Annotated in this window: 26 protein-coding genes; 14 read left to right on the top strand and 12 right to left on the bottom strand. The window is 71.7% G+C overall.

All coding sequences use genetic code 11. The features are described from left to right. Nucleotides 1-17: 17 nt before the first annotated feature. Nucleotides 18-1,577 (bottom strand): IucA/IucC family protein, encoded by a 1,560-nt coding sequence (locus G9272_RS35315; RefSeq protein WP_437184336.1) that lies wholly within the window; start codon nucleotides 1,575-1,577, stop codon nucleotides 18-20. Nucleotides 1,578-1,679: 102 nt separating this feature from the next. Here G9272_RS35315 and G9272_RS35310 point away from each other — a divergent pair, with 102 nt between their 5' ends. From G9272_RS35310 to G9272_RS35300, 3 genes are all read left to right on the top strand, one after another. Continuing rightward, complete coding sequence (locus G9272_RS35310; RefSeq protein ID WP_171400283.1) at nucleotides 1,680-3,206, top strand: IucA/IucC family protein; 1,527 nt, start codon at nucleotides 1,680-1,682, stop codon at nucleotides 3,204-3,206. 101 nt (nucleotides 3,207-3,307) lie between these two features. Then, complete coding sequence (locus G9272_RS35305) at nucleotides 3,308-4,570, top strand: VWA domain-containing protein (RefSeq protein ID WP_020125460.1); 1,263 nt, start codon at nucleotides 3,308-3,310, stop codon at nucleotides 4,568-4,570. Then, nucleotides 4,570-5,406 (top strand): hypothetical protein, encoded by an 837-nt coding sequence (locus G9272_RS35300; protein WP_171400282.1) that lies wholly within the window; start codon nucleotides 4,570-4,572, stop codon nucleotides 5,404-5,406. Before G9272_RS35305 ends, G9272_RS35300 begins: the two co-directional genes overlap by 1 nt. Nucleotides 5,407-5,585: 179 nt before the next feature. Here the strand turns inward: G9272_RS35300 and G9272_RS35295 are convergent, their stop codons facing one another. Continuing rightward, nucleotides 5,586-6,227, bottom strand: coding sequence for a winged helix-turn-helix transcriptional regulator (locus G9272_RS35295; RefSeq protein ID WP_171400281.1), 642 nt, complete (start codon nucleotides 6,225-6,227; stop codon nucleotides 5,586-5,588). 86 nt (nucleotides 6,228-6,313) lie between these two features. Here G9272_RS35295 and G9272_RS35290 point away from each other — a divergent pair, with 86 nt between their 5' ends. From G9272_RS35290 to G9272_RS35275, 4 genes are all read left to right on the top strand, one after another. Next, complete coding sequence (locus G9272_RS35290) at nucleotides 6,314-7,522, top strand: pyridoxal phosphate-dependent aminotransferase (protein ID WP_171400280.1); 1,209 nt, start codon at nucleotides 6,314-6,316, stop codon at nucleotides 7,520-7,522. 119 nt (nucleotides 7,523-7,641) lie between these two features. Then, nucleotides 7,642-8,241 (top strand): histidine phosphatase family protein, encoded by a 600-nt coding sequence (locus G9272_RS35285; protein ID WP_171400279.1) that lies wholly within the window; start codon nucleotides 7,642-7,644, stop codon nucleotides 8,239-8,241. A gap of 47 nt (nucleotides 8,242-8,288) precedes the next feature. Next, on the top strand, nucleotides 8,289-8,972 hold the full coding sequence (locus tag G9272_RS35280; RefSeq protein WP_171400278.1) for a hypothetical protein: 684 nt from the start codon (nucleotides 8,289-8,291) through the stop codon (nucleotides 8,970-8,972). Nucleotides 8,973-9,031: 59 nt separating this feature from the next. After that, nucleotides 9,032-9,454 (top strand): acyl-CoA thioesterase, encoded by a 423-nt coding sequence (locus G9272_RS35275; protein ID WP_171400277.1) that lies wholly within the window; start codon nucleotides 9,032-9,034, stop codon nucleotides 9,452-9,454. A gap of 1 nt (nucleotide 9,455) precedes the next feature. On the opposite strand, the gene G9272_RS35270 is transcribed toward G9272_RS35275, so the two are convergent. After that, nucleotides 9,456-9,851, bottom strand: coding sequence for a winged helix-turn-helix transcriptional regulator (locus G9272_RS35270; protein ID WP_171400276.1), 396 nt, complete (start codon nucleotides 9,849-9,851; stop codon nucleotides 9,456-9,458). A gap of 101 nt (nucleotides 9,852-9,952) precedes the next feature. Between G9272_RS35270 and G9272_RS35265 the strand changes: the two genes are divergently transcribed. Continuing rightward, complete coding sequence (locus G9272_RS35265; RefSeq protein WP_171400275.1) at nucleotides 9,953-11,440, top strand: MFS transporter; 1,488 nt, start codon at nucleotides 9,953-9,955, stop codon at nucleotides 11,438-11,440. 663 nt (nucleotides 11,441-12,103) lie between these two features. Here G9272_RS35265 and G9272_RS35260 read toward each other — a convergent pair. Continuing rightward, nucleotides 12,104-12,955 carry an NAD(P)H-binding protein gene (locus G9272_RS35260; RefSeq protein ID WP_253268048.1) on the bottom strand — a complete coding sequence of 284 codons (852 nt, stop codon included), beginning with the start codon at nucleotides 12,953-12,955 and terminating at the stop codon, nucleotides 12,104-12,106. 96 nt (nucleotides 12,956-13,051) lie between these two features. Between G9272_RS35260 and G9272_RS35255 the strand changes: the two genes are divergently transcribed. Further along, nucleotides 13,052-13,870 carry a helix-turn-helix domain-containing protein gene (locus G9272_RS35255; RefSeq protein ID WP_171400273.1) on the top strand — a complete coding sequence of 273 codons (819 nt, stop codon included), beginning with the start codon at nucleotides 13,052-13,054 and terminating at the stop codon, nucleotides 13,868-13,870. A 44-nt stretch (nucleotides 13,871-13,914) separates the two neighbouring features. Beyond that, entirely contained in the window at nucleotides 13,915-14,517 is a 603-nt protein-coding gene (locus G9272_RS35250; RefSeq protein WP_171400272.1) for an exonuclease, read from the top strand. On the opposite strand, the gene G9272_RS35245 is transcribed toward G9272_RS35250, so the two are convergent. The 7 genes from G9272_RS35245 to G9272_RS35215 all read right to left on the bottom strand — a co-directional run bounded on the left by G9272_RS35245 (nucleotide 14,483) and on the right by G9272_RS35215 (nucleotide 20,383). Beyond that, entirely contained in the window at nucleotides 14,483-15,826 is a 1,344-nt protein-coding gene (locus tag G9272_RS35245) for a nucleobase:cation symporter-2 family protein (RefSeq protein WP_171402307.1), read from the bottom strand. The two genes, G9272_RS35250 and G9272_RS35245, sit on opposite strands and share 35 nt — an antisense overlap. Nucleotides 15,827-16,151: 325 nt before the next feature. Then, complete coding sequence (locus G9272_RS35240; protein ID WP_171400271.1) at nucleotides 16,152-17,531, bottom strand: 8-oxoguanine deaminase; 1,380 nt, start codon at nucleotides 17,529-17,531, stop codon at nucleotides 16,152-16,154. A 150-nt stretch (nucleotides 17,532-17,681) separates the two neighbouring features. Next, a complete protein-coding gene (gene pucL, locus G9272_RS35235; RefSeq protein ID WP_171400270.1) occupies nucleotides 17,682-18,587 on the bottom strand; it encodes a factor-independent urate hydroxylase in 906 nt (301 codons plus the stop codon). A gap of 4 nt (nucleotides 18,588-18,591) precedes the next feature. Then, nucleotides 18,592-19,017 (bottom strand): hydroxyisourate hydrolase, encoded by a 426-nt coding sequence (gene uraH / locus G9272_RS35230; RefSeq protein ID WP_171400269.1) that lies wholly within the window; start codon nucleotides 19,015-19,017, stop codon nucleotides 18,592-18,594. 8 nt (nucleotides 19,018-19,025) lie between these two features. Continuing rightward, nucleotides 19,026-19,535, bottom strand: coding sequence for a 2-oxo-4-hydroxy-4-carboxy-5-ureidoimidazoline decarboxylase (uraD, locus tag G9272_RS35225; protein ID WP_171400268.1), 510 nt, complete (start codon nucleotides 19,533-19,535; stop codon nucleotides 19,026-19,028). A gap of 198 nt (nucleotides 19,536-19,733) precedes the next feature. After that, on the bottom strand, nucleotides 19,734-20,102 hold the full coding sequence (locus G9272_RS35220) for a helix-turn-helix domain-containing protein (protein ID WP_171400267.1): 369 nt from the start codon (nucleotides 20,100-20,102) through the stop codon (nucleotides 19,734-19,736). Beyond that, the gene (locus G9272_RS35215; protein ID WP_171400266.1) at nucleotides 20,099-20,383 is read right to left on the bottom strand and encodes a hypothetical protein; all 285 of its coding nucleotides are present in this window, start codon (nucleotides 20,381-20,383) and stop codon (nucleotides 20,099-20,101) included. Before G9272_RS35215 ends, G9272_RS35220 begins: the two co-directional genes overlap by 4 nt. Before the next feature lie 225 nt (nucleotides 20,384-20,608). Between G9272_RS35215 and G9272_RS35210 the strand changes: the two genes are divergently transcribed. The 4 genes from G9272_RS35210 (at nucleotide 20,609) to G9272_RS35195 (ending at nucleotide 23,996) form a co-directional block, all read left to right on the top strand. Beyond that, entirely contained in the window at nucleotides 20,609-21,430 is an 822-nt protein-coding gene (locus G9272_RS35210) for a TIM barrel protein (protein WP_171400265.1), read from the top strand. A gap of 25 nt (nucleotides 21,431-21,455) precedes the next feature. Next, entirely contained in the window at nucleotides 21,456-22,358 is a 903-nt protein-coding gene (locus G9272_RS35205; RefSeq protein WP_171400264.1) for a 2-hydroxy-3-oxopropionate reductase, read from the top strand. A 543-nt stretch (nucleotides 22,359-22,901) separates the two neighbouring features. Continuing rightward, nucleotides 22,902-23,150: a hypothetical protein gene (locus tag G9272_RS35200; protein WP_171400263.1), complete on the top strand. Its 249-nt coding sequence runs from the start codon at nucleotides 22,902-22,904 to the stop codon at nucleotides 23,148-23,150. A gap of 156 nt (nucleotides 23,151-23,306) precedes the next feature. Next, nucleotides 23,307-23,996, top strand: a complete 690-nt coding sequence (locus tag G9272_RS35195; protein ID WP_171400262.1) for a TIGR04222 domain-containing membrane protein — start codon at nucleotides 23,307-23,309, stop codon at nucleotides 23,994-23,996. A 196-nt stretch (nucleotides 23,997-24,192) separates the two neighbouring features. Here G9272_RS35195 and gcl read toward each other — a convergent pair whose 3' ends face one another. After that, the gene (gene gcl / locus G9272_RS35190) at nucleotides 24,193-26,001 is read right to left on the bottom strand and encodes a glyoxylate carboligase (protein WP_171400261.1); all 1,809 of its coding nucleotides are present in this window, start codon (nucleotides 25,999-26,001) and stop codon (nucleotides 24,193-24,195) included. Between the last annotated feature and the right edge of the window lie 10 nt (nucleotides 26,002-26,011).

The following is a 26,011-nucleotide window of genomic DNA, read 5'->3' as shown; positions in this document are numbered from 1 at the left end:
CCGTCCCCCGATCGGCCTCACCGAACGAGAGGGTTGGGCAGCGGCAGATAGCGGGCGTCGGCGCCGTCCGCGCCCGTCCAGCGCAGCAGCAGGTTCGTCTTGCCGGGCAGGGTGGGCGCGGTCAGCAGGGCGGCGGCCTCGGGAAGGTCGTGGCGGCCCAGCTCACGCCGTACGGCGGGCCAGGGGTCGAAGCCGGGGTGACGTTCGGCGAGCGCCGCCGCGACCTCCCACAGATGGTTCACCACCAGGCAGTACACCAGCCGCTCCCAGCCGGCCGCCCGCTCCACGTCCGGCAGCAGTTTCACGCCCTCGGCGTCCCGGAACAGGGCCCGCACAGGGGTGCCGTCGGCGTCCACGGCGACGAGCGTGTTCTGAAGATGCGCCTCGAGGACGACACCGTGGTCGGCGAAGGCCGTCAGCGCCGGGGGGACGACGACGGCCAGATAGGCCTCCCACCAGGCCGCCGGGTCCGCCGCGGCGGCCAACGGGTCGCCGTCGAAGCCCTCCACGAGTCCCGCGGCCAGCAGCGGGGTCGTGCCGGGCGGCAGAGCGTCCGCCAGCCCGTCGCGGACCAGGACCGCGAGCGCCTCGAAGGCGAACTCGGCGGTGCGGTAGCCGCGGTCGCTCAGCCAGACCGCCGGGCGGCGCACCGCGGGGCCGCCGCCCGCCGCGAAGGCCCGGACCGCCGCCTCGTCGGTCCGGCGCAGTTTCAGCAGGTCGTGCCGCCACAGCCGGCGGATGTCGTTGGTGATGCGGACGTCGAGGCTGAACTTCAGGCAGAGGTCCCGCTCGGGTGCGTAGACCGTCCGCACGGCGGCCGTCGGCCAGGCCTCGAAGTCGGTCGTGCCGAGCCGGACCAGGCGGCCGTCGGCGAAGGCCGGGGCGAGCTCGCGTCCGGCCAGGTCGAGCTGCCAGGGGTGGGCGGGCAGCAGCCGGTAGCCGGGCGGGGCCGTACCGAGGGCGTCCAGCGCGCAGGTGTCGCCCTCCTCGACGACCGCGTCCTCGCGCAGCCCCAGCAGGACCAGCGGAAAGCGGGCGTACGCCTCCGGGGCGTAGGGCAGCCAGCCGGCCGGCGGGCCGCCGCCGCGCGCCTTGGGGGCGGGATGGTGGGGGTGGCCGGTGAGGAGCGACTGCTCGGAGCGCAGATAGCCGCCGGGCGGCGGGGTGGCACGCGCGCGTGCGGTGAGCATCGCGGCCACCACGTCCCTGCTGTCGGTCATCTCGGCGGGCAGTTCGTGGTTGGCCAGCCCGGTGTGCCCGCGCAGCACCTCGGCGACCAGTTCGACGAGTGCGGTGTGACCGAGGCGGCGCCAGGCGCCCGCCGTGTACTCCTCGGGCTCGGCGGGCCGCCGGGTGCCGCGCACGCGCAGCAGCCGGCCGCTGCCGGGCGACCCGTCGCCGGGCAGCCGGTACACGAACCGGCCGTCGCCGCCCGGCGGGCGGGGCAGCGGTTCGGCGACCTCCCGCAACAGACAGTTGAGCAGCGGCGCGGCCGCGTAGGCGTCGGCGCGCTCGGCGACGCCGTCGGCGGACGCCGCGGCCTCGGCGGGCGGGGGGATGAGGTCCACGCGATCCACTGGTTCCCTGGTTCCCTACGGTTCTTCCGGGCGGAGACGATCAGTATCGCTGTCGTCACGGCCCCTCCGTGACGTCGTACCCGCACCCTCAGGAGCCCACCCGTGCACCGTCCCCCCACCGCCGAGGCCGAGCTGGCCACGGAACTGGCCGCCGTACGCCCCTCTCTCGGCCCGCGGTACACGGCCGCGCTGCCCGGGGCGAGGACGGCCGTGCTGACGCGGCTGTGGCGGGCGCTCGTCCATGAACCCCTGCCGTGGATCGCGCACCGCGAGGAGTCCGGCGGGGAGAGCCTCCTGCGGCTGCGCGACGGCCGTCGTCTGCACGGCCCGCGCGCGGATCCGTACGCGACCGCCGCCTATGTGACGGACGTACGGCTGGACGGCATGGCGTACGACGATCCCGCGCGGCTGATGACGGACCTGGCGGTGCCGCACGGGGCGGGCTTCGCCGGCGAACTCGGCCACAGTGTCGCGTCGTTGGCGTTGTCGCGGGCCGGGCAGGAACCCGACCTCGTCTCCTTGAAGGATCCTGGCGAGTGGCCGGTGCACGACTGGGAGTGGGAGCAGCGGGTGGTCGACGGGCATCCGTACCATCCCAACTGCCGTGCGCGGCCCGGCTTCTCGGTGGCCGAGCAGCTGGCGTACGGACCCGAGCACCGGCCCTCGGTGCGGCTGGGCCTGCTGCCGGTGCCGGTCGGTGAGTGCCTGGTGTCGGGCGAGTGGCCGCGGGAGCTGCGCGACGGGACGCGGCTGGTGATCCCGGTGCATCCGTGGCAGGCGGCGCACGTGCTCAAGCGGTCCTGCGATCAGGAGGTCGCCGCGTATCCGCTGATGTCGTTGCGCACCCTCGCCCTCCCCGACGGCCCGCACGTCAAGACCGCGCTGGGCACCCGGCTGACATCCTCCGTGCGGGACATCTCCGTCGGCTCCATCGCCGCCTCCGCGGCCCTCTCGGCGTTCGCGGAGACCCTCACTCCGCACACGTACGGCTTGCTGCACATGACCCGCACCCTCGGTGCGGCCACCGCGAACTCCCCCGATCTGGCGGCCGTGTTCCGGGAGTCGCCGCGCGTGTTCGGGGCGCCCGGCGAACACGTCGTCCCGGTCGCCGCCCTCGCCGGCACCGGACTGCCCGGCTCCCCTGCCTGGTTGGCGGAGTTCGCGCGTCTGGCGCTCACCGTCGGGCTGCGGCTGCTGGAGTTGGGCGTGGCGCTGGAGGCGCACGGCCAGAACCTGCTGGTCGTGCTGTCGGCGTCGGGCGCCCCGCTGCGACTGGTCTACCGCGACCTGGCCGACATCCGGGTCAGCCCGGCCCGACTGGCCCGGCACGGCATCCCGCTGCCGGACGAACTGCCCGAGCGGATCCGCACGGACGACGTGACCGCGCTGCGGCGCAAGCTGTTCGGCTCCCTGGTCGCGGGCGCGCTGGCCGGGACGGCGGGCAGCCGCCCGACCCTGCGGGCGGCCCTGGAGACGGCCGTACGGGATCTCCCGCGCTCGCCGGACCTCGTGGCGTTGTGCGAGGAACCCCTTCCGGCAAAGGCGCTGACGCTGATGCGGCTGTCGGAAGGGGTGCCCGGGGACCAGTGGGCCCCGTTGCCCAACCCGCTGACCGGGGACGTGCGTTGACCGAGCACGAACACTGACCGGGGACGAAGTCCGACCCGGATGTCGAAACCGGTTCCGCCGCCGTTTTGTGGCGGGACGCCTCTGATCAATAGGATCCGCCGATGATCAGAACACAACGGCTGGCGGCGGGCGTCTGCGCCCTGCTCGCCGCGCTCACGGCCGGGATCGCGTTCCCGGCCGGGGCGGTCGCCGACGAGACCACCGCCACCGCGCCCAAGGTCGACCTGGTCCTCGACGTCAGCGGTTCGATGCGGACGAAGGACATGGACGGCGGGACGCGGATGGCCGCGGCCAAGCAGGCGTTCAACGAGGTGCTGGACGCGACCCCGGAGAACGTTCTCCTGGGCATCCGCACCCTGGGCGCCAACTACCCGGGCGACGACCAGAAAACGGGCTGCAAGGACACCGCGCAGCTCTACCCGGTCGGCCCGCTGGACCGGACCGAGGCCAAGACCGCGGTGGCGACCCTGTCGCCGACCGGCTGGACGCCGATCGGTCCCGCCCTGCTGAAGGCGGCCGACGACCTCGACGGCGGCACCGGCTCCAAGCGCATCGTGCTGATCAGCGACGGCGAGGACACCTGCGCTCCGCTCGACCCGTGCGAGGTGGCCCGTGAGATCGCGGCGAAGGGCATCGGCCTGACGATCGACACGCTCGGCCTGGTGCCCAACGTCAAGATGCGTCAGCAGCTCAGCTGCATCGCCGAGGCGACCGGCGGCACCTACACCTCCGTGGAGCACACCGACGAACTCACCGACCGGGTCAACCAGTTGGTCGACCGGGCCGCCGACCCCGTGGTGACACCGGTCGCCACCGAGGGCGCGGCCTCGTGCTCCGCGGCCCCCGCCCTGAAGTCCGGGCTGTACACCGACCGCGAGGAGTTCGGGCAGGAGCGCTGGTACAAGGTCGACGTCGAGCCGGGCCAGGAGCTGCGCGCCTCGGTGAGCGTGTCGGCGGACCGGACCATGAACCCCGACTACGGGGTGCTGCTGCGGGCGGTCACGGTGCACGGCCGGGAGATCGTGCGCGGCGAGGCGGCCGGCAACGGCCGTACCGACGTCATCTCGACCGGTCTGCGCTACCCGAAGGCGGAGAGCGACGAGGACGAGGCGCCCGCCGAGACGGTGTGCGTGCAGGTGACCAACTCCTACTCGGCGGCCTCGGGGGTGAAGACCACGCCGGGCATGCCGCTGGAGCTGACCGTGGACGTGGTCGACGGCCCGTCGCAGGCGAGCGACGTGGCCTCCTTCGGCCTCGGGCGCGGCTGGTGGCTGCTGGGTGTCCTGGTGCTGTTCGGCTTCCTCGCGGGTGTGCTGTGGGGCTGGGTGTCCCGCTGGCGGGTCGCGGTCTGGAGGACCAACTGATGCGTATCACACGTGTGTTGAGTGGCGCCCTGCTGGCACTGGGCCCGGTGCTCGGGCTGGCGCTCGGCCCGGCGGCCGCACCGGCCGCGGCCGACTCCACCCCGTCGGCGAGCCCGTCCGACGACAGCTCCGCGCCGACCGAGGCGGGCACGTCGTTCCGTACGGCGACGGAGATCGACCAGGGGCAGACCGCGACGGCGAGCGGGTCCGCGGGTGACTACCTCTACTGGTCGTTCCCTGCCGACTCCGGACAACGCCCCACCGTCAAGGCGACGGTGAAGCTGCCGGAGACCCACACCACGCAGACCTGGCAGGTCGACGTGTACGACGGTCTGCGGCGCCGTCAGGCCTGCCAGTACGGCGCCCAGACGCGCACCGCCGGCCAGGGCACGGCCTCGGTGGAACTGGCCTGTGTGCTGCGCACGGTCCGCGCCTGGTCGGAGCCGTGGGCCGACGACCCGCTGCCGGGCACGTACTACGTCCGGTTGACGGCCCTCGACCTGAAGGCGGCCGACCTGGGTCTGCCGGTCAGCACCGAACTGCGGGTGGATTCCAAGGACATCGGGGGCGCCGCCGCCGTCGACGGCTCGCTGGCGAAGCCGCTGGTTCCGGGCATCGCCGTCACGTCCCAGGCGGAGGAGGACGATGCCGATGACTCGTCGGCCACGGCCGTGCTGTCGAGCATCGAGCCGGACGACGGCTGGGCGTCGGGCTGGTGGTCCGACCGCTGGGTGTGGACCGCGATCGGCGCGGTGCTGGCCGCTCTCGCCGGGATCGGCGGGTACACGCTGACCCGGGGGTCGGGACGGCCACGGCACGTACCGCCGGGCGCCTGACGGTTACTCGACAGCTCATCAGGAGGCCTGCCGCGTCACGCGGCGGGCCTTCTGTCATCCCGCCACCCCCGCCGTCCCGCCACCCCCGCCGTCCCACCGTCCCGCCGTCCCGCCACCCCGCCGTCCCGCCGTCCCGCCGTCCGTGACGCCCTCCCCTGCGCCCGCCCCTGTGCCCGCCCTCAGGCCTCCCGCAGCGCTTTGGCCAGGGTGCCGTCACCGCTGACCTCGATCCGCCCGGCCCGTACCGCGTCGAGCACGCCCGACCCACCCTGGGCGATGGCCGTGCAGGTGTCCGCGTCGAGGACGAGTCGCACGTCGGGCTCCCCGGGCGCGGGTCCGTCGCCGTACACCGGCCCGTCCTCCGCGCCGACGTACAGGTGGAAGACCCCTTCGTCGAGCCGGACTTCGACGAGCCCCGCGCCCCCGGCCGCCTCGTCGTCGAGCCCGCGCAGCAGGGGCAGCGCGAACCAGTGCGCACGGAGGGCGTCGGTGGGCCGCCGCTCACCGAGTTCGCCCTCTCCCCACTTCCCCAGGGCTTGGAGGACGGGCAGCAACTCCCGCCCGCGTCCGGTGAGTTCGTACACGTAGGCCGCGCCCGGCGGAGGCAGCCGGCGCCGGGTGGTCAGCCCGTCCCGCTCCATGTCCTTCAGCCGTGAGGCGAGCACGTCCGTGCTCACCCCCGGCAGATCGGCGTGCAGGTCCGTGTAACGGCGCGGGCCGGCGAGCAGCTCCCGGACGATCAGCAAGGTCCAGCGGTCGCCGACGGTGTCGAGCGCGCGGGCGGCGGAACAGTACTGGTCGTAGCTTCGGCGAGGTGACATGGCACGCAGTCTAGACATGTCGTTGGACTTTCCAAGCTGGAACTTGGTAAAACCAAGCAACACACAAACCGGAGGGGCGAGCGCGCATGGAGTTCCGGCAGTCGAACAAGCTGAGCGAGGTCTGTTACGAGATCCGCGGCCCGGTGATCGAGCAGGCCGACGCGCTGGAGGCGGCGGGCCACAGCGTGCTGCGCCTGAACACCGGCAACCCCGCGGCCTTCGGCTTCGAGGCGCCCGAGGAGATCCTCCAGGACATGATCAGGATGCTCCCCCGGGCGCACGGCTACACGGACTCGCGCGGCATCCTCTCGGCCCGCCGCGCCGTGGCCCAGCGCTACCAGGAGCGGGGCCTGGAGGTCGGCGTCGACGACGTCTTCCTCGGCAACGGCGTGTCGGAGCTGGTCTCGATGGCCGTACAGGCACTGATCGAGGACGGCGACGAGATCCTGATCCCGGCGCCCGACTTCCCCCTCTGGACGGCGGTCACCACCCTCGCCGGCGGCAAGGCGGTCCACTACCTCTGCGACGAGCAGGCCGAGTGGTACCCGGACCTGGACGACATGGCGTCCAAGATCACCGACCGCACCAAGGCCGTCGTCATCATCAACCCCAACAACCCCACCGGCGCGGTCTACCCGAAGGAGATCATCGAGGGCATCCTCGACCTGGCCCGCAGGCACGGTCTGATGGTCTTCGCCGACGAGATCTACGACCAGATCCTCTACGACGACGCCGTCCACCACTCGGCCGCCGCGCTCGCGCCCGACCTGGTGGTCCTGACCTTCTGCGGCCTGTCCAAGACCTACCGGGTGGCGGGTTTCCGCTCGGGCTGGCTCGTGGTGACCGGCCCCAGGCAGCACGCCAAGGACTACCTGGAGGGCCTCACCATGCTGGCCTCCATGCGCCTGTGCGCCAACGCGCCCGCCCAGTACGCCATCCAGGCGGCGCTCGGCGGCCGCCAGTCCATCCACGAGCTGACGGTGCCGGGCGGCAGGCTCTACGACCAGCGCGAGACGGCCTGGGAGAAGCTCAACGAGATCCCGGGCGTGTCGTGCGTGAAGCCCAAGGGCGCGCTGTACGCGTTCCCGCGCATCGACCCCAAGGTGCACCCGATCCACGACGACGAGAAGTTCGTCCTGGACCTGCTCCTGAGGGAGAAGATCCAGGTCGTCCAGGGCACCGGCTTCAACTGGCCCACCCCCGACCACTTCCGCATCCTGACCCTGCCGCACGCGGACGACCTGGAGGCGGCGATCGGCCGGATCGGGCGGTTCCTCAGCGGGTACCGGCAGTAGGCGGCGACGCCGCGGGTCCGCCGGACCGTTTCCTCCCGTACGCCGCCGATCGCTGACGTGCGCAGGCCCGGGTCCTGTGTCACGGTGCTCAGAGGCACGGCAGGAAGGGGCACGCGCGCGTGGGCGACCTGTTTCTCGTACGGCACGGGGAGACCGAATGGTCACGCTCGGGCCGGCACACCGGATCGACGGACGTCCCGCTCACCGAGCACGGCCGGGACGAGGCACGACGGCTGGTGCCGCTGATCCGTGCGCACCGGATCGAGGCCGCGTTCGTCAGCCCGGCGCAGCGGGCGCGGGAGACGGCGGAGCTGATCGGACTGCACGAGGTCCAGGTCGACGCCGATCTGCGGGAGTGGGACTACGGCGGCTACGAGGGCATCACGACGGCCGAGATCCAGCGGACGCGACCGGGCTGGTTCCTGTTCACGGACGGGGTCGCGCCCGGCCCGCCCGACCGTCCCGGGGAGACGGCCGAGCAGGTCGGCGAGCGGGCCGACCGGGTGCTGGCCCAGGTCGACGCGGCGCACGCCGCCGCCGAGGGAGGCGTGATGCTGGTGGCGCACGGGCACTTCCTGCGGGTGCTGACCGCCCGTCGGCTCGGACTGCCGGCGTCGGCCGGAGCGCTGTTCCAACTGGCGACGGGGACGCTGGGCCTGCTGGGCACGGAGCACGGGCGGCCGGTGATCGCCGCCTGGAATGTCAGACCCGGGCCGTAGCCTTCGACGAAGCCCCCGCCGGGGGCGGCACTCGAAGGGAGCACGCCGTGACACGACCGCCGACCGCCGCCCAGCGGCGTGTGATCGACGCCGCCGACCCGGTCACCGGGCGTCTGCGGGGCACGGAGACACAGCTGGCGGCGCTGGTGCGGCACGGGCTCGCCTTCCGGCACCCGCGCCCGCCGCACGACCACTTCCTGACACCGGCGGGGCATCGGACGCGAGAGGCGGTCCCGGCGCCCGAGGCCGCACCCGAAGCCGCTCCGGTAGGCGCTCCGGTAGGTGCTCCGCGGGCTGCTCCCGAGCCGCCGCCGGCGGACGCCGGGGTCTTCGCCGCGCGCGTCGGCGGCGAGGAGGACACCGGGCCGGCCGCCGCTTCCTCCCGGGCCCGCGAGGTGCAGAGCGCCTGGCAGGGCCTGCTCGAGCTGCGCCGGATGACCAATCGGGACGGAGGCACGGACCGGCCGTGCGGCTGGGAGCGCACCCACCTCGTGCGGGCCGCCGCGCTGGCCCTGGAGGCGGCCGGCCACCGGCCCGCCGGGCCGCGGGGCACCGACGGCTACCGGGTGCGGGCGACCCCGCAGCCCGAGGCGGTCGCCGTGCACGGACCGGACGACGCGACACTGCGGGTCTGCGCGGCCACCCTGGAGAAGGCCGGCTGGCAGGTCGGCGAGCACACCGATCCCCGCTCGAGAGCGCGCTATCTGCTGGCCTCCCCACGCCGGGTGTGAGGGACATGCCAAGATCGACGGGCAGGGCACCGACACCGAGAAAGCGAGAAGGGGACACCGTGAGCGAGCCGTTCTCCGTCCGGATCACCGTACGCGGATACGAGACCGACGTGCAGGGGCACCTCAACCAGAGCGTGTACATCAACTACGCGGAACACGCCCGCTGGTCACTGCTCCAGGCCGCGGGCATCACCCAGGCCGGCCTGCTCTCCAAGGGGGTGGGCCCGGTCGCCCTGGAGACGACCATCCGCTACCAGCGCGAACTGCTGGCGGGCGACGAGGTCGACGTGACCTGCGTCTTCGAGTGGGGCGGCGGCAAGACCTTCCGGATCCGGCAGACCATCCGCAAGGCGGACGGCACGGTGTCCGCCGAACTCACCTCGGTCGGCGGACTGCTGGACCTCGAGGAACGCCGGATGGTCGCCGACCCGACGGCCTACTTCAAGGAACTGGCCGCGGATCCGGGCCTGTTCGGGCTGTGATTCACACCGGCTCCGTCTCCCGCTCGGTGTCGTAGGCCGCCCGCGCCTCGGCGATATAGACCCTGTTGCGCTCGGCCCAGTTCGTCAGACGTTGCAGGGTCTCGTGCAACTCCTGTGCCACCGGGGTCAGTTCGTACTCGACCTTGGGCGGCACCGTCGGATGAACCGTGCGGGTGACAAGCCCGTCGCGCTCCAGGTTGCGCAGGGTGAGCGTCAGCATACGGCGGCTGATGCCCTCGATGCTGCGCTCCAGCTCCGTGAAACGGATGGGGCCGTGCGCCGCCGCGACGAGGATCTGCACGCTCCACTTGCCCGAGACCCTGTCAAGAACTTCTCGCACCGGGCAGGCGTGCGCGTTCACGACCTGCGAGGTAACACCGGTGTTCCCCTGGGACATCGAAGTGCCTCCTTATGCCGTTCTCCATGGTTATCCACGATGGTCCCCGTTACAAGTCGTGCACCAAGGGTTCCCCTGGAGAATGTGGAGGCCACGCCGCCATGACGGCCATCGCCGAGTCCCCGACATCGCCACCGACGCCGACGCCGACACACCCATCGGCATTCAAACGAACGTACTCCCGCTGGGCGTCCCTCGTCGTCCTGTGCGCGGGAACCCTGATGACGATCCTCGACGGCAACATCGTCACCGTGGCGATGCCCGCCATCCAGAGCGACCTCGGGTTCAGCGGCCCGGGTCTGGCCTGGGTCGTCAACGCCTACCTCATCCCCTTCGGCGGTCTGCTCCTGCTGGTCGGCCGGCTCGGCGACCTGGTGGGACGCAAGCGGATGTTCACGGCGGGCCTCGCGGTGTTCACCGCGGCGTCCGTGCTGTGCGGGGTCGCCGACAGCCAGGGGATGCTCGTCGCGGCGCGTGCCCTACAGGGGGTCGGCGGGGCGATGACCTCGGCGGTGGTCCTGGGCATGCTCGTGACGCTCTTCCCCGAGCCGCGTGAACAGGCCCGCGCCATCGCGGTGTTCAGCGCGGTCGGCGCTGCGGGCGGCGCGCTGGGCACGTTCCTGGGCGGGGCGCTCACCCAACTCGTCAACTGGCACTGGATCTTCCTCATCAACCTGCCGATCGGCATCGTGGCCTGGCTCGCGGCCGTCCGCGTCCTCGCGCCGGAGAACGGCGCCGGGCTCGGCAAGGGCGCCGACTATCCGGGCGCGGCCCTGGTCACGAGCGCGCTCATGCTGACCGTGTACGTCATCGTCGGCGCCGGCGACCGCGACGGTACCGCCACCGCGCTCCTGGCCCTGCTCGCCGCGGCCCTGTTCACGGGGTTCGTCCTGCGCCAGGCCCGGGCCGCGCGCCCGCTGCTGCGTCTGCGGCTGTTCGGCTCCCGGCTGCTCAGCGGGGCGAACGCCGTCCAGGTGCTGATGATCGCGACGATGTACGGCTTCCAGTTCATCGGCGCGCTGTATGTGCAACGCGTCCTCGGGTACAGCGAGTTGGCGACCGGTACGGCGTTCCTGCCCGCGCCGGTCGCGATCGGTCTGCTGATGCTGGTCCTGTCCGCACGGACCATCGGCCGCTTCGGCCCGTACCGCGTCCTGCTGGCCGGTCTGGTGCTGATCACCGCCGGAATGGCGCTGCTGAGCCGCGCACCGGCCGACGGCTCCTACGCCGCCGACTTCCTCCCGCCCATGCTGCTGATGGCCGCCGGTTTCGCCGCCGCGATGCCCGCACTGACCGGACTGGCCATGTCGGGAGCCCGGGAGGAGGACGGCGGCCTGGCCTCCGGTCTCTTCAACACCACACAGGTGGTGGGCGGTTCACTCGGCCTCGCGGTCCTGTCGACCCTGGCCGCGAGCCACACGGACGACCTGCTGGGCGAGGGCACACATCTGCTGCCGGCCACAGCAGAGGGCTACCAGCTGGCGTTCCGAGTGGCTTCGCTGATCGCGCTGACAGCCCTGGCACTAGCAACAGCAACCCTCCGAACGAGCCACCAGGAGAGAGACGAGGCTGAGAGGGACGGGGGCTGAGAGGGACGGGGGCCGCGGGGGGCCGAGGGGGCGGAGACCCAACGGAGCGAAGGCCCAGCGCAGCAAAGGCCCAGCGAGGCGGACACAGACCGGGGGCAGAGGCCCACCGGGGCGAAGGCTCAGCGAGGCGGGCGCCCGGCCGTAGCAAAGACCCCCCGGGGCGGGCGGCGGTGCTAAGACCCAGCAAGGCGGGCGGCGTGGCGGGGCAGAGGCCCAGCGCAGCAATGCCCCAGCGAGGCGGGCGGCCGGCAGGGCGAAGACCCAGCAAGGCGGGGGCGGACCGGGGCGAGGCCCAGCGCAGCAATGCCCCAGCGAGGCGGGCGGCCGGCAGGGCAAAGACCCAGCAAGGCGGGGGCGGACCGGGGCGAGGCCCAGCGCAGCAATGCCCCAGCGAGGCGGGCGGCCGGCAGGGCGAAGACCCAGCAAGGCGGGGGCGGACCGGGGCGAGGCCCAGCGCAGCAATGCCCCAGCGAGGCGGGCGGCCGGCAGGGCAAAGACCCAGCAAGGCGGGGGCGGACCGGGGCGAGGCCCAGCGCAGCAATGCCCCAGCGAGGCGGGCGGTCGGCAGGGCGAAGACCCAGCAAGGCGGGCGGCGGGGCGGGGGCACAGTGGGGCGGGTCGGCGGCCGGGCGGGGAGCCCGGTCGCTTGGGCGCCCCGCTCTCTCATGCCGTGTCGAAGGCCTCCCGGTGGTCCCGCGCCCATGCGCGATACGTCCGCGCCGGACGACCCAGCAGTTCCCGCACGTCCTCGGTGACGACGGCGTTCCCGCCTCGGCGGACGTACGCGGAGCCCCGCGCGATTCCGTCCGCGACGGCCTCGTCCTGCCCCCAGCCGAGAAGGTGCTCGCGCACCTCGTCCGGGGCGAGGTCGTGTGTCGTCACCGGCCGGCCGAGGACATCCGCGAGTACGGCGGCCTGGCCGGGGACGCTGATGGTCTCGGGTCCGGTCAGCGTGTACGTCCGCCCCACCCACCGCTCGTCGAGAAGGACCGCGGCCGCCGCCTCGGACACGTCCCGCGGGTCGACGACGCCCTGGAGCCCGTCGCCGCTCAGGTTCGGCACCGGCTCGCCGGCGCCGATCGACCGCGCCCAGCCGAGCGTGTTCGAGGCGAAGGAGGAGGGCCGGAGCACCACCCACTGTGCCCCGCTCTCCCGGACGGCCCGCTCGCCGGCGACATGCCACTCCCCACTCGGGCCCACCTCGGGATCCCCGGTGGCGATCGCTGACAGCTTGACCAGCCGCCCCACGCCCGCGGCCCGCGCCGCCGCCACCAGGACGCCGTCGTGCTGCACGGACGGTCCGGGCAGCCCCACCAGGAAGGCTGCCGTCACTCCCGACATCGCCGCCTCCAGGGAGGACCGGTCGAGATAGTCCCCACGTGCCACCTCGACCTCCGAAGGCACCCGCGCCCTCGCCGGGTCGCGGGTCAGGGCCCGCACCTTCTCGCCGCGCGCGGCCAGGTGTCGTACGAGTTCGCTGCCGATGGTGCCCGTGGCACCGGTCACAAGAATCATGTCGACCACGCTGACGTCCGCCCCGGCCGCGTCTCTAGGAAATTCCGGCACGCTTCGGCCGCCCGGAGGAACCCGGGACGCGCTTACCGTGGAGGCGTGACGAACAGCCCCACGGTTCCGGCAGATCCGCCGCCCCCGTCCGAGCGGGCCCTGCCCGTCCCCTCCGCGTTGCGCCCCTGGTTCACCGGCATCGGGGCGGTCACGGTCGACGGCCCCTTCGACGACGCCTTCGCGCACGTGCCGGACACGGACACGAAGGTGGTCGTCCGGGAGGAGGCGAACGGGCGCCGCGACACCCTGGTGGTGGGCCCGCGCACCCGTGCCTCGTACCACACGGACCAGCACAAGCGATCGGTGTCATGTGTCCAACTGCGCCTGGAGCCAGGGGCGGTGGGCCCGCTGTTCGGCGTTCCGGCGGTGGACCTCGTCGGCCGGGTGGTCCCGCTCGGCGACCTGCCGGCCGGCACGGCCCGGCGCCTCGCCCGCGAGCTGACCGGGGTCGAGCGGGACGGGATCACGGCACGTCTGGCGGACCTGCTCCCGCCCGCCGGGGACGGCTCGCGCGAACGGCTGTTGCGGGCCGCCGTCGACGCCCTGTCCACCCGCCCGTACCGCACCCCCTCCGCCGTGCGCGACGTGGCCCGGGAACTCGCCGTCAGCGAGCGCCAGTTGCGCAACCTGTTCGCCGAGGGCGTGGGCGTCTCCCCCAAGCACTACGCCCGTATCGACCGGCTGCGCCACATCCTCACGCACGCGGCATCCGCCCCGTGGGCCGAGCTCGCCGCCGCCACCGGCTACTACGACCAGTCGCACATGACGGCCGACTTCCGCACCCTGATGGGTGTCCCGCCACAGGCGTTCTTCACCGGGCGGCTGCCCCGGGCCACCCCCTGCCAGACGCTCCGGCAGCGCTGAATTCGGATGCGGGGAGCCGTGCGGACCTGCGATGCTCCGGTCCCATGTCCGCACGACGCGTGAAACCCAGCCTCTACATCTCCGTCGACGTCGAGGCGGACGGCCCGATCCCGGGACCGTACTCGTTGCTGAGCCTGGGCGCGGCGGTCGCGGGGCGGCAGGACGCCGACGGGTTCACCGCGGCCGACGCCACCCGGCAGACCTTCTACTGTGAACTGCGGCCGATCAGCGACGAGTTCGTCCCCGAGGCGCTGGTCGTGAGCGGGCTCGACCGGGATCGTCTGGTCGTGGAGGGTCTCGAACCCGCCCTGGCGCTGGCCCGGTTCACCCGCTGGGTGCGCGAGGTGAGCGGCGACGCGCAGCCGGTGATGTGCGGCTATCCGGCGTCGTACGACTGGACGTTCCTGTACTGGTACCTGATCCGCTTCACCGGCGAGAGCCCCTTCGGGCACTCCGGCTGCCTCGACATGAAGACGCTGTACGCCACCAAGGCGGGGCTGCCGCTGCGGGCGGTGGCGAAGCGGACGATGCCGGCCCACCTGCTGTCGAGGCGTCCTCACACGCACCACGCGCTGGACGACGCCGTCGAGCAGGCCGAGTTGCTCGCGAACCTCATGGCGTGGCCGGGGCCCGGGACGCCCCGGTGATCTCCTCCCCCGCCTCCATCGGGTGGGTCACGTCCGCCGCGTTCCGCCCCTGGCCGACGTGGTTGAAGACCAGGTTGAGCAGGACGGCGGCCAGGCAGCCCGTGGAGATGCCCGAGTCCAGGACGATCTTCGCCGTCTCCGGGAAGGCGTGGTAGAACTCCGGCGCGGTGATCGGGATGATGCCGACGGCCAGGGAGACGGCGACGATCAGGACGTTGTTGTCCTTCTCCAGGCCGGCCCGGACCAGGGTCTGGATGCCGCTGGCGGCGACCGACCCGAACAGGACGACGCCGGCGCCGCCGAGGACCGGACGGGGTACGACGGCGATGAGCGAGGCGGCCATCGGACACAGGCCCATCAGGACGAGGAAGCCGCCGCCGGTGGCGACGACATAGCGGCTGCGGATCCTCGTCATCGCGACAAGCCCGATGTTCTGGGCGAAGGCGCTGCACATGAAGCCGTTGAAGACGGGGCTGAGCGCAGAGCCCAGGGTGTCGGCGCGCAGGCCGGCCGCGATGGTCCGCTCGTCCGCCGGGCGTTCGACGATCTCGCCCAACGCCAGCATGTCCGCGGTGGATTCGGTCATCGAGACCACCATCACCACGCACATCGACAGGATCGCCGCGAGCTGGAACTGCGGGGCGCCGAAGTGGAACGGGGTGGGGAAGCCGATGACGTCCGCGTCGGCCACCGGGCCGAAGTCCGTGACGCCGAAGGGGATCGCGACGAGCGTGCCGGCGAGCAGCCCGAGCAGTACGGCGATCTGCTTGACGAAGCCGCGCGTGAAGCGGCGCAGGAGCAACACGATCAGGAGGGTCGCCGCCGCCAGGCCCAGGTTCGTCGTCGAACCGTAGTCCGCTGCCGCGGGGTCGGGACCCTGCGCCCAGCCGAAGGCGACGGGGAGCAGGGAGACGCCGATCAGGGTGATCACCGTCCCGGTGACGACCGGCGGGAAGAAGCGGACCGCCTTGCAGAAGACGGGCGCGGCCAGAAAGCCCAGCAGACCGGCGACGATCACCGCGCCGAAGATGACGGGCAGGGCGTCCCGCTTGTCGTCGGTGGAGGCCACGATCGCCGTCATGGGGGCGACCCCGGCGAAGGTGACACCGTTGACGAAGGGAAGGCGGGCGCCGATCTTCCAGACGCCCAGCGTCTGGAGGAAGGTGGCGAGACCGGCCGTGAACAGGCAGGCGCCGGTGAGGAAGGTGAGTTCGGTACCGGTGAGGCCTACGGCCGCGCCGACGATCAGGGGCGGGGCGACGACTCCCGCGTACATGGCGGCCACGTGCTGGAGGCCGCTCGTCGCCATTCTCAGTGCGGGAAGTTTCTCGTCGACGGGGTGGTCGACTGCATGCGGGGACACGGCGGCTCTCCTCCGGTCGGGTACACGTCGGCTCTGACGCGGGTGTCAGGGAGGTGGTGCGGCGGTGCTGGAAGTACCTGGAAACGGTAAGTACCCGAAAACGGGAGGTACTTGGAAACGGGAGGTACTTGGAAACGGGGACGGTGGGGAACCGTTCCGGGGCACGCGCGTTCCACGCGCGCCCCGGCCACGGCTACCGGTCGAGGGCCGTCCCCCTCGACCGGAGTTCGGTGCCCGCAGGGACCGAGTCCCTTACGGAGAGCAGGCGGGTTCAGCCCTGTGCGGCGATGCGCGCCAGTCGCTGCGCCTCTTCCCGCGTCGAACGGGCGATCGCGTCCTCGTCGGCGTGCAACAGTCGTCCGTCCTGCACGATCTGACGGCCGTTCACGAAGGAGGCGGTGACGGGGGCGGCCGCGCCGAAGACCAGGGCGGTCACCGGGTCGGCGATGGAGGCGTGGGCGAGGGTGTCCAGCTTCCACAGCACGAGGTCCGCCAGCTTGCCCGGCTCCAGGGAGCCGATCTGCGAGGCGCGGCCCAGGACCTGGGCGCCGCCGTAGGTGCCGAGCCGCAGCGCCTGACGGGCGTTCAGGGCGGCCTCGCGGTGGGCGCCGAGGCGGTTGATGAGCAGGGCGTTGCGCAGCTCGGTGTGGAGTTCGCCGGACTCGTTGGAGGCCGTGCCGTCGACGCCGAGGCCGACCGGGACGCCGGCCTTCAGCATGTCGGGGACCCGGGCGATACCGGCCGCCAGCCGGGCGTTGGAGGAGGGGCAGTGGGCGACGCCCGTGCCCGTCCGGGCGAAGGCGTCGATGTCGGAGTCGTTCATGTGGACGCAGTGCGCCATCCACACGTCCTCGCCGAGCCAGCCGGTGGACTCGAAGTAGTCGGTCGGGCCCATGCCGAACAGCTCGTGGCAGAACTTCTCCTCCTCGACCGTCTCCGAGCCGTGGGTGTGCAGACGCACACCGAGCCGACGGGCCAACTCGGCGCCCTGCCGCATCAGTTCGGTGGAGACGGAGAAGGGCGAGCAGGGAGCGACGGCGACCTGGGTCATCGCGTCGAAGGAGGCGTCATGGTGCTGTGCGACGGTCTCCTCGGTGGCGGCGAGCGCGCCCTCCAGGGTCTCGACGGCGAAGTCCGGGGGCAGACCGCCGTCCTTCTCGCTGCGGTCCATGGAACCGCGGGCGAGGGTGAAGCGGACGCCCATGTCGCGGGCGGCGCCGATGATCGCGCCGGACAGGTCGCCGGAGCCCCTCGGGAAGACGTAGTGGTGGTCCATGGCGGTGGTGACGCCGCCGCGGGCCATCATCGCCAGGGAGCCCTGGGCGGCCGCGCGGACCATCTGCTCGTCGATGCGCGCCCAGGTGGGGTAGAGGGCGACGAGCCAGTCGAAGAGGTTGTGGTCGGTCGCCAGGCCCCGGGTGATCCACTGGTAGAAGTGGTGGTGGGTGTTGACCAGGCCCGGGGTGACCAGGTGCCCGGTGGCGTCGATGCGGCGCTCGACGTTCTCCAGGCCGTCCGGGGCCCTGCCCGCGCCGAGCGACTCGATCCGGTTGCCGGCGAGCACGACGTGACCGTTTGCGTACTCGGTGTCCCGAGCGTCGACGGTCGCGATCGAACAGTTCTCGATGACGGTGCGCCGATCTGCTGCCATGGTGTCGTCCTTTTCACTCAGTGGACTCTGGTGGAGAGGGCACGGCAGGACCCTGGAAGTTTGAGTGCCGTGACCGGTGAGGCGCGGGCTCGCCGGCCACGGGTGCCGAAAAAGGGGGCTGATCAGAGGGGACTGCTCAGAGGGGGCTGCTCAGAGGTTGGTGAGGTCCACCGGGATCTTCGCCTCGCAGCCGTCCCGCAGAACAGTGGCCTCGATCAGGCCGTAGGGACGGTCGGCGGCGTAGTAGACGGCTCCGTCGGCGGTGTCGTTCTTCAGTCCGAACGGCTTCAGGTCCACCAGGAAGTGGTGCTTGTTGGGAAGCGAGAAGCGGACCTCGTCGATCTCGCCCCGGTGGTCGATGATCCGCGCGCCCATGGCGTACAGGGTCTGCTGGAGGGAGAGGGAGTACGTCTCCGCGAAGGCCAGCAGCATGTGCCGCTTGACCTGGGCGTACGACTCCTCCCAGTCCGGCGCCTGCTGGGCGTCGTCGGACCAGTTGAAGCGCCAGCGGCTGGACACCTCGGTCGCCAGGATGCGGTCGTACGCCTCGGGCAGGGTCGTGTACTCGTCCTTGACGTAGCCCCAGAACTCGGAGTTCGTCGAGTTCATGACGGTCAGGTCCTTGAGCCCGGAGACGACCTCCCAGGAGGAGCCGTCGTAGGTGATCTGGGCGAGGCGGGTCTCCTGGCCCTGGCGGACGAAGGAGTGTTCGTCCTCGCCGGGCGTCTCGATCCGCTCCCAGCTGTACTCCTCGATGCGGATCCGCGCGGTCCTGATCGGTTCCTGCGAGGTCACGAAGTGACGGGCGAGGTGGATGCCGAACTGCTCGGCGGACTCGATGCCGTGCTCCTTGGCGAACGCGAACACCGTGTTCTTGGTGGTGTCGGTCGGCAGGACGTTGGCGTTCGAGCCGGAGTAGTGGACCTCGTCCATGTCGCCGCTCAGCGACACGGACACGTTGAGGTCCTTGATGTGGTGGGTGGTGCCGTCCCGCGTGATCTTGACGACTCGGTTCTCGGCCTTGCCGTACTGGTTCTGTCCCAGATAGGTGGGCATCTAGCTAGCTCCCTCGGTAAACGGAGTAGCCGAACGGGTTGAGCAGCAGCGGTACGTGGTAGTGCTCGCCGGGCACGACGGCGAAGGTGATCGCCACCTCCGGGAAGAACACTTCTGTGGCACCGCTGTCCCGATTCGCGGGGGCGTCCTGCTGCGCATCGGCTTGCTTCTTCTCGGATCGCTCGAAATACGCCTCCACGGCGAAGTCGAGCCGTACATGGGTGGTCCCCTCCGGCAGCACCGGCAGGTCCCTGCACCGGCCGTCCGCGTCGGTCGCGGAACCGCCGAGCGCCCGCCAGTCTCCCCCTTGCCCGTGCCGGGCACCCCGGCCCGAGCGGGCGGAGAGGTGGACGGCGACTCCCGCGGCGGGTCGGCCGACGGAGGTGTCCAGGATGTGGGTGGACACCGATGCGGTGCTGCTGGTGCTCATGGGGGGTCTCAGTCCTCTTCGACGAGTCGGGCGAGGCGGATACGGTTGATCTTGCCCAGTTCGACGCGGACGATCTCCCGTTCCTGCTCCGGCGCGTTGCCGATCCGCTCCTTGACCGCGTCGCGCATCTGCTCGCCGGTGCGACCGGTGGCGCAGATCAGGAAGACATGGCCGAACTTCTCCTGGTAGGCCAGGTTCAGTTCGAGCATCTCGGCCTTGAGCTCCGCGGAGGCGCCGGCCATGCCGCGCTGTTCGCGGGCCGAGGTCGGGTCGCCGGGCTTCGGGCGGCCGATCGGCGGGTGCCCGGCCATCGCCTCCGCCAGGTCCGTGACGGTCAGGTCGGCCATGGCGGTGTCACTGACGGTGTACAGGTCGGCGACGGTGGCGTAGGGGCGGGCCGCGAGCAGTCGGGTGGCCCACGCCGTGGAGGCGCACGCCTCATGGAGCGCGGCGCGGGCCACGGACTCCTCGAGGTCGTTGAACCGGGCCAGGCCCGGGGGTGGGGAAGTCGAAGTCACGGGAGCCTCCGTGGCCGCGAGACGGCCTTCGTGCTTGAGCGGGCTGCGGCCAGCTAACGCCTGTCCGCGACATCACGTCAACACTTTGTTGAAAATTCCGGGTAACGAAACCCTGCCGTCCCCCAACGGCCGACCATCCGTCCCCCATCAGCCGGCCATCCGCCCTCGATCGACCTCGGAGACCCCCCGGCAGACCGCTCAGGCCCCTTTCTCCCGGTTGAGGTAGTTGTAGACCGTGAAGCGGCTCACCCCGAGCGCGCTCGCCACGGTCTCCACGCCGTGCCGTACGGAGAAGGCGCCACGCGCCTCGAGTATCCGTACGACCTCCTGCTTGGCCTTGCGGTCCAGGTCGGCGAGCGGTCTGCCCTTCCTGCGCTCCATGGCGGCGAGGATGTGATCGAGGGAGTCGGCGAGCTGGGGCAGGCGCACCGCGACGGCGTCGACACCCTCCCAGGCCAGGACCACGTCGTCGGCGCCGGCCTCGTCCGGCGGGATCATCTCCCCGCCCATCGCGTCGACCAGCGGCTTCACGGCCGCGATGAAGGCCTCGTCACCGGAGGTGCTCACACGCCCTCCCCGACGGCGTCGGCGTCCGCGTCCCGGTCCGCGTCCCCGATGACGTTGACCTGGAGCGAGATGCGGGTGGCGCCCGCGCCGAGGGACTTGCGCAGCAGGGCGTCCACGGCGACGAGCACGGCGTCGGCGGCCCCCTCCGCCGTGTTGCCGAACGGCCCGACGTCCACCGTGTCCAGGTCGGCCGCCTCGATCACCTCACGGGCGACCAGCGCATGCGCGGGTGCCTCGTCGAGGTCGAAGGGCTCGGTGGTGAACTCCACTTTCAGTCGCATCGCGCCCTACACCTCTCTGAACGGGACCGGACCGTCGGCGCCCGGACCCCGACTTTAACGGACCGGACGGACGATCACCCGGGACTCGGGATTCCACCTCAGCCGGGCTTCGGCGCCCCCTCATCCCCTTGACAAGCCGCCCGACCGAACGGCAATCTTCCAATAAGCAGAAAACAACTTCCGCAATACGGAAACACTCGACACGGAAGGGAGCGCGGAACCCCTATGGGATTCGAAGACCGGCGCTTCAACGTCAACCTGTCGATCCTCTTCACGGAACTCCCGCTCCTGGAGCGCCCCGCGGCCGCCGCCGCGGCCGGCTTCACCGCGGTCGAGCTGTGGTGGCCCTGGATCGACTCCCCCACCCCCGAGCCGTCCGAGCTCGACGCCCTGAAGAGGGCGATCGAGGACGCGGGCGTACAGCTCACGGGCCTCAACTTCTACGCCGGACGGCTCCCGGGCCCCGACCGCGGCGCCCTGTCGCTGCCCGGCGAGGAGTCGGAGCGTTTCCGCGCCAACATCGACGTGGCCGCCGACTTCGCGCAGTCCCTGGGCTGCCGCGCGCTCAACGCGCTGTACGGCAACCGCCTCGACGGCGTGGACCCGGCCGAGCAGGACACCCTGGCACTGGAGAACCTGGTCCTCGCGGCCCGGGCCGCGCACCGGATCGGCGCGATCCTGCTCGTCGAGGCGCTGAACCGGCCCGAGTCGCCCCGTTACCCGCTGGTCAGCGCGCCGGCCGCGATCGGGATCGTCGACAAGGTCAACGACGCCACGGGGCTCGGCAACGCGAAGTTCCTGATGGACCTGTACCACCTGTCGATGAACGGCGAGGACCTGCCGTCGGTGATCGAGCGCTACGCGTCGCGGACCGGCCATGTGCAGATCGCCGACAACCCGGGCCGTGGCGCGCCGGGCACCGGCTCGCTCCCCCTCGAGGACCTCCTCGACCGGCTGAGCAAGGCCGGATACGACGGCTGGGTCGGCCTCGAGTACAAGCCGGGCGACCGTCCGAGCGCCGAGGCCTTCGACTGGCTGCCCCGCTGATCCCCCGTACCGAGAGGCACCCCCGATGAGCAACGCACTTCCCGCACTTCCCAAGATCGCCTGGATCGGCCTCGGCATCATGGGCTCGCCCATGTCCGAGAACCTCGTCAAGGCGGGATACGACGTCACCGGCTTCACCCTGGAGCAGGACAAGCTGGACCGGCTGACCGCCGCGGGCGGCAGCGCCGCGGGGTCCATCGCCGAGGCGGTGCGCGACGCCGACGTCGTGATCACCATGGTGCCCGCCTCACCGCAGGTCGAGGCCATCGCCTACGGCCCCGACGGCATCCTGGAGAACGCGCGGTCCGGGGCGCTTCTGATCGACATGTCCTCGATCACCCCGCAGACCTCGATCGACCTGGCCCGGGCGGCGAAGGACAAGGGCATCCGGGTGCTCGACGCCCCGGTGTCCGGGGGCGAGGCCGGTGCCGTGGAGGCCGTGCTGTCCATCATGGTCGGCGGCGAGCAGGCCGACTTCGACGAGGCGGAGCCCCTCTTCGAGGCGCTCGGCAGGACCATCGTGCTGTGCGGTCCGCACGGCTCGGGCCAGACCGTGAAGGCCGCCAACCAGCTGATCGTCGCCGTGAACATCCAGGCGTGCGCCGAGGCCGTGGTCTTCCTCGAGAAGTCGGGCGTGGACCTGAAGGCGGCGCTGGACGTCCTGGGCGGCGGGCTCGCCGGCTCGACCGTGCTGGCCCGGAAGAAGGACAACTTCCTCACCCGCGACTTCAAGCCGGGCTTCCGGATCGACCTGCACCACAAGGACATGGGCATCGTCACGGACGCCGCCCGCAACGTCGGCGCGGCCCTGCCCGTCGGCGCGGTGGTCGCCCAGCTGGTCGCGAGCCTGCGCGCGCAGGGCGACGGCGGACTGGACCACTCGGCCCTGCTGCGGGCCGTCGAGCGCCTGTCGGGCGCGCGACTCTGAGACTTCCGGGCGGCGGTGTCGCTGACATCTGTCCTGTCGCGCCCAGGCGGCGACGCCGCCCGGAAACCGTTTCCAGCAACCTGTTGACGTCCGGTTCGCACGACACCGCCGGGCGGCGACCGAACACCAGGCTCGCGTACAGGTCCTGACGGCACGTCATGACTTCGTACGCGCGGCCCGTGACCGTACCGTGCGGCCCGGATGAGGGGTGGCCGCCGGACACGGGTGCGGGCAGGGCGAGGACCGCGGCGGCGTGCGAGCCAGTGCGGTGGTGAAGGAACGGGGCCCGCTTCTCGACCTGAGGGAAGCCCGCTCCCGGCTCCGTCGCAACCCGCCGCGGTCCCTGCCCCCACCGCCCCACCTCGACCACACCGCACCCCACTCCCGAAAGCTCCGTCCGGCGGCGCGAACGTCCTGTCGCGCCCGGCCTCGCGCCGTCGGACGGCCACCCGTGCCCCAGCGCTCCCCCGTCAGCAGGACCGACGAGGGAGCGCTGCGCGTTGCCCTGTGGACAAGGGCGTCGGTCTGGATATGAATACGAATATGAACGATTCACCGCAATATCCGCACATCGTGGTCCACCCTCCGGCGCTGGACGGGTCCCGGCGGGTCACCTCGGGTGATGCCGTTCTCGGGGTCGCCTCCCATCTCGACGACGTCGTCGAGATCCTCCGTCTGGCCGACCTGGACCGGATCGAGGTGGAGGAGAGCGACCTCATCGAGTGGCAGGGCGGCGGCCCCGACGACTGGCCGGGACTGTCGGAGGAGCACGGGCGCCGGCACGAGGAATAGGCCTCGCCCCGGGCTGCGCGGGAGGCGCCCGCCAAACCTCAAATCAACCTCTGAACTCTGTTCAAGAGGCTTCAACCACCCACGGGCATGGGCACATTGTGGTCACGCGGGGCCCGCCGACACGGGGGCGGCGGGCCTCGTTCCGGGGGTGAGGACATGAGCGGTGGTACGTCGGTCCGGCTGGAGCCGTACGAGGTCGCGCTGCTGCGGGGCGGTCCGCGGGCGGCGGTCACGGTGGCCGCGCTCGCCCTTCAACTGAGGGGGCTGGTCGACGCGGGCCGGCCGGGCAGGATCCGGGCGACCGGGGCGTCGGGGGCGACCGGGGCGACCGGGGCGTCGGGGGCGACCGGGGCGTCGGGGGCACTGCCGGCCGAGGACGCGGGAGACGGTCGGCCCGCTTTGGACGCCCTGCCTGCCCTGCCCGTCTTGCCCGAGGTGCTCTACGCGTCGCTTCAACGGCCTGCGAGCATCGCGGAGTTGGAGGCCCGGCCGGATGTACGTCAGGCACTGTCCGGGCTGCGGGCCGGGCTGGTGGCGGCCGGGATGCTGCGCTCCCTTCCGCCGCGCCGGACCCGCGCCGCTCGACGCGCTCTGCGCGCCCTGCGGGGCGGGCATCCCCTGCCGGCCGGCAGGAAAGGGCTGTCGACGGACGACGTCCTGATGGCGGTGGCCCTGTACGGCGAATCCGCCCTGAGTGTTCTGGCAGCGCGCTTCGCTCTGCGGGCAGGTCTGATCGCCCGGGCCGAGGTGGCGGACAAGGGGTTCCACCGACGCTCACCGCGGGGCGGCGGCACGGGCGGGGTGATGTACAGCTGCGGCGGTGGGGGCGGCGGCGGCTCGGACTGAGCCCCCTCCCGGCCCAGAAACAGGATCAGAAATCGCCTACCGGACTTGCGCACGGCAACGCTTTCGGAAAACGCGTACGGAAGACAGCGGAAAGGGGCGGCCCATCCCCCGGATGGGCCGCCCCTTCACGACGACGAGCCTCGGGATCAGACCCTCGGCATCAGAGCTTCGGCACCAGAGCTTCGGCATCGGCCGTTCAACCGGCATCAGGCGTTCGGCCTCGGACCTTCAGCGTCCTGATCGATGTCGGCGCATGCCCCGGCTCGGTGGCGAGTTCCTCGAACTCCACCACGTTGCCGATGTCGTTGGTGACGCTCATCGAGATGTTGGTGACGCGCTCCAGGATCGCCTCCACGACGACCGGCACCCGGAACTCGGCGGCCAGCTTCTTGGCCTGCTCGAAAGCGGCCCCCAACTCGGCGGGGTCCGTCACCCGGATCGCCTTGCAGCCGAGGCCCTCGGCGACCTTGACATGATCGACGCCGTACACGCCCAGCTCGGGCGAGTTGATGTTCTCGAACTCCAGCTTGACCTGGAAGTCGATGTCGAACGCCCGCTGCGCCTGCCGGATCAGCCCCAGGTAGGAGTTGTTGACGAGGACATGGACGTAAGGGATCTTGTGCTGCGCGCCGACCGCCAGCTCCTCGATCATGAACTGGAAGTCGTAGTCCCCGGAGAGGGCGACGACCTGCGCCTCCGGGTCGGCCTTCGCCACGCCCAGCGCCGCCGGGATCGTCCAGCCGAGGGGCCCCGCCTGGCCGCAGTTGATCCAGTGGCGCGGCCGGTAGACGTGCAGCATCTGGGCGCCGGCGATCTGCGAGAGACCGATGGTGGTGACATACCGGGTCTCCGGGCCGAAGACCTTGTTCATCTCCTCGTAGACGCGCTGCGGTTTGATCGGGATGTCGTCGAAGTGCGTACGGCGCTGGAGAGTCGCCTTCTTCTCCTGCGCGGCGGCCGCCCACGCGGAACGGTCGGGAAGCGCGCCCGCCGCCCTCGACTCCCTCGCCGCCTCGACGAAGAGCTCCAGAGCCGCCTTCGCGTCCGAGGCGATCCCGTAGTCCGGAGCGAAGATCTTGCCGATCTGGGTGGGCTCGACGTCGACGTGGACGAAGGTGCGGCCGGCCGTGTAGACGTCGAGGCGACCGGTGTGACGATTGGCCCAGCGGTTGCCGATACCGAGGACGAAATCGGACTCCAGAAACGTCGCGTTGCCGTAGCGGTGCGAGGTCTGGAGGCCGACCATGCCGGCGTTCAGCTCGTGGTCGTCGGGGATCGCACCCCAGCCCATCAGCGTCGGGACGACCGGAATACCCGTCAACTCGGCGAACTCCACCAGGAGTTCGGTGGCTTCGGCCGTGATGACACCGCCGCCCGCGACGATCAGCGGCCGCTCGGACGCGTTCAGCATCGAGAGCGCCTTCGCGATCTGCGCACGGGTCGCGACCGGCTTGTAGACGGGCAACGGTTCGTACGTGTCCACGTCGAACTCGATCTCCGTCTGCTGGACGTCGACCGGCAGGTCGATCAGGACCGGGCCCGGCCTGCCGGAGCGCATGAGATGGAAGGCCTGCTGGAAGACGCCGGGGACCTGGGCCGCCTCCAGGACGGTGACCGCCGTCTTGGTCACCGGCTTGGCGATGGAGGCGATGTCGACGGCCTGGAAGTCCTCCTTGTGGATCACGGCGGTCGGGGCCTGACCCGTGATGCACAGGATCGGGACGGAGTCGCCGATGGCGGAGTACAGCCCGGTGATCATGTCAGTGCCGGCCGGGCCGGAGGTACCGACGCAGACACCGATGTTGCCCGGGTGGGTACGGGTGTAGCCCTCGGCCATGTGCGACGCGCCCTCGACATGACGGGCGAGGGTGTGGTTGATACCGCCGGAGGCCTCGAGCGCCGCATAGAAGGGGTTGATCGCCGCGCCGGGGACACCGAACGCGCTGGTGACGCCCTCGCGCTTGAGGATCTCGACTGCCGCGCGGGCAGCGGTCATACGAGCCATGGGCTACTCC

The sequence above is a fragment of the Streptomyces asoensis genome (assembly GCF_013085465.1).
Taxonomy (GTDB): domain Bacteria; phylum Actinomycetota; class Actinomycetes; order Streptomycetales; family Streptomycetaceae; genus Streptomyces; species Streptomyces cacaoi_A.
This window is presented reverse-complemented; position numbering and strand designations above follow the sequence as displayed.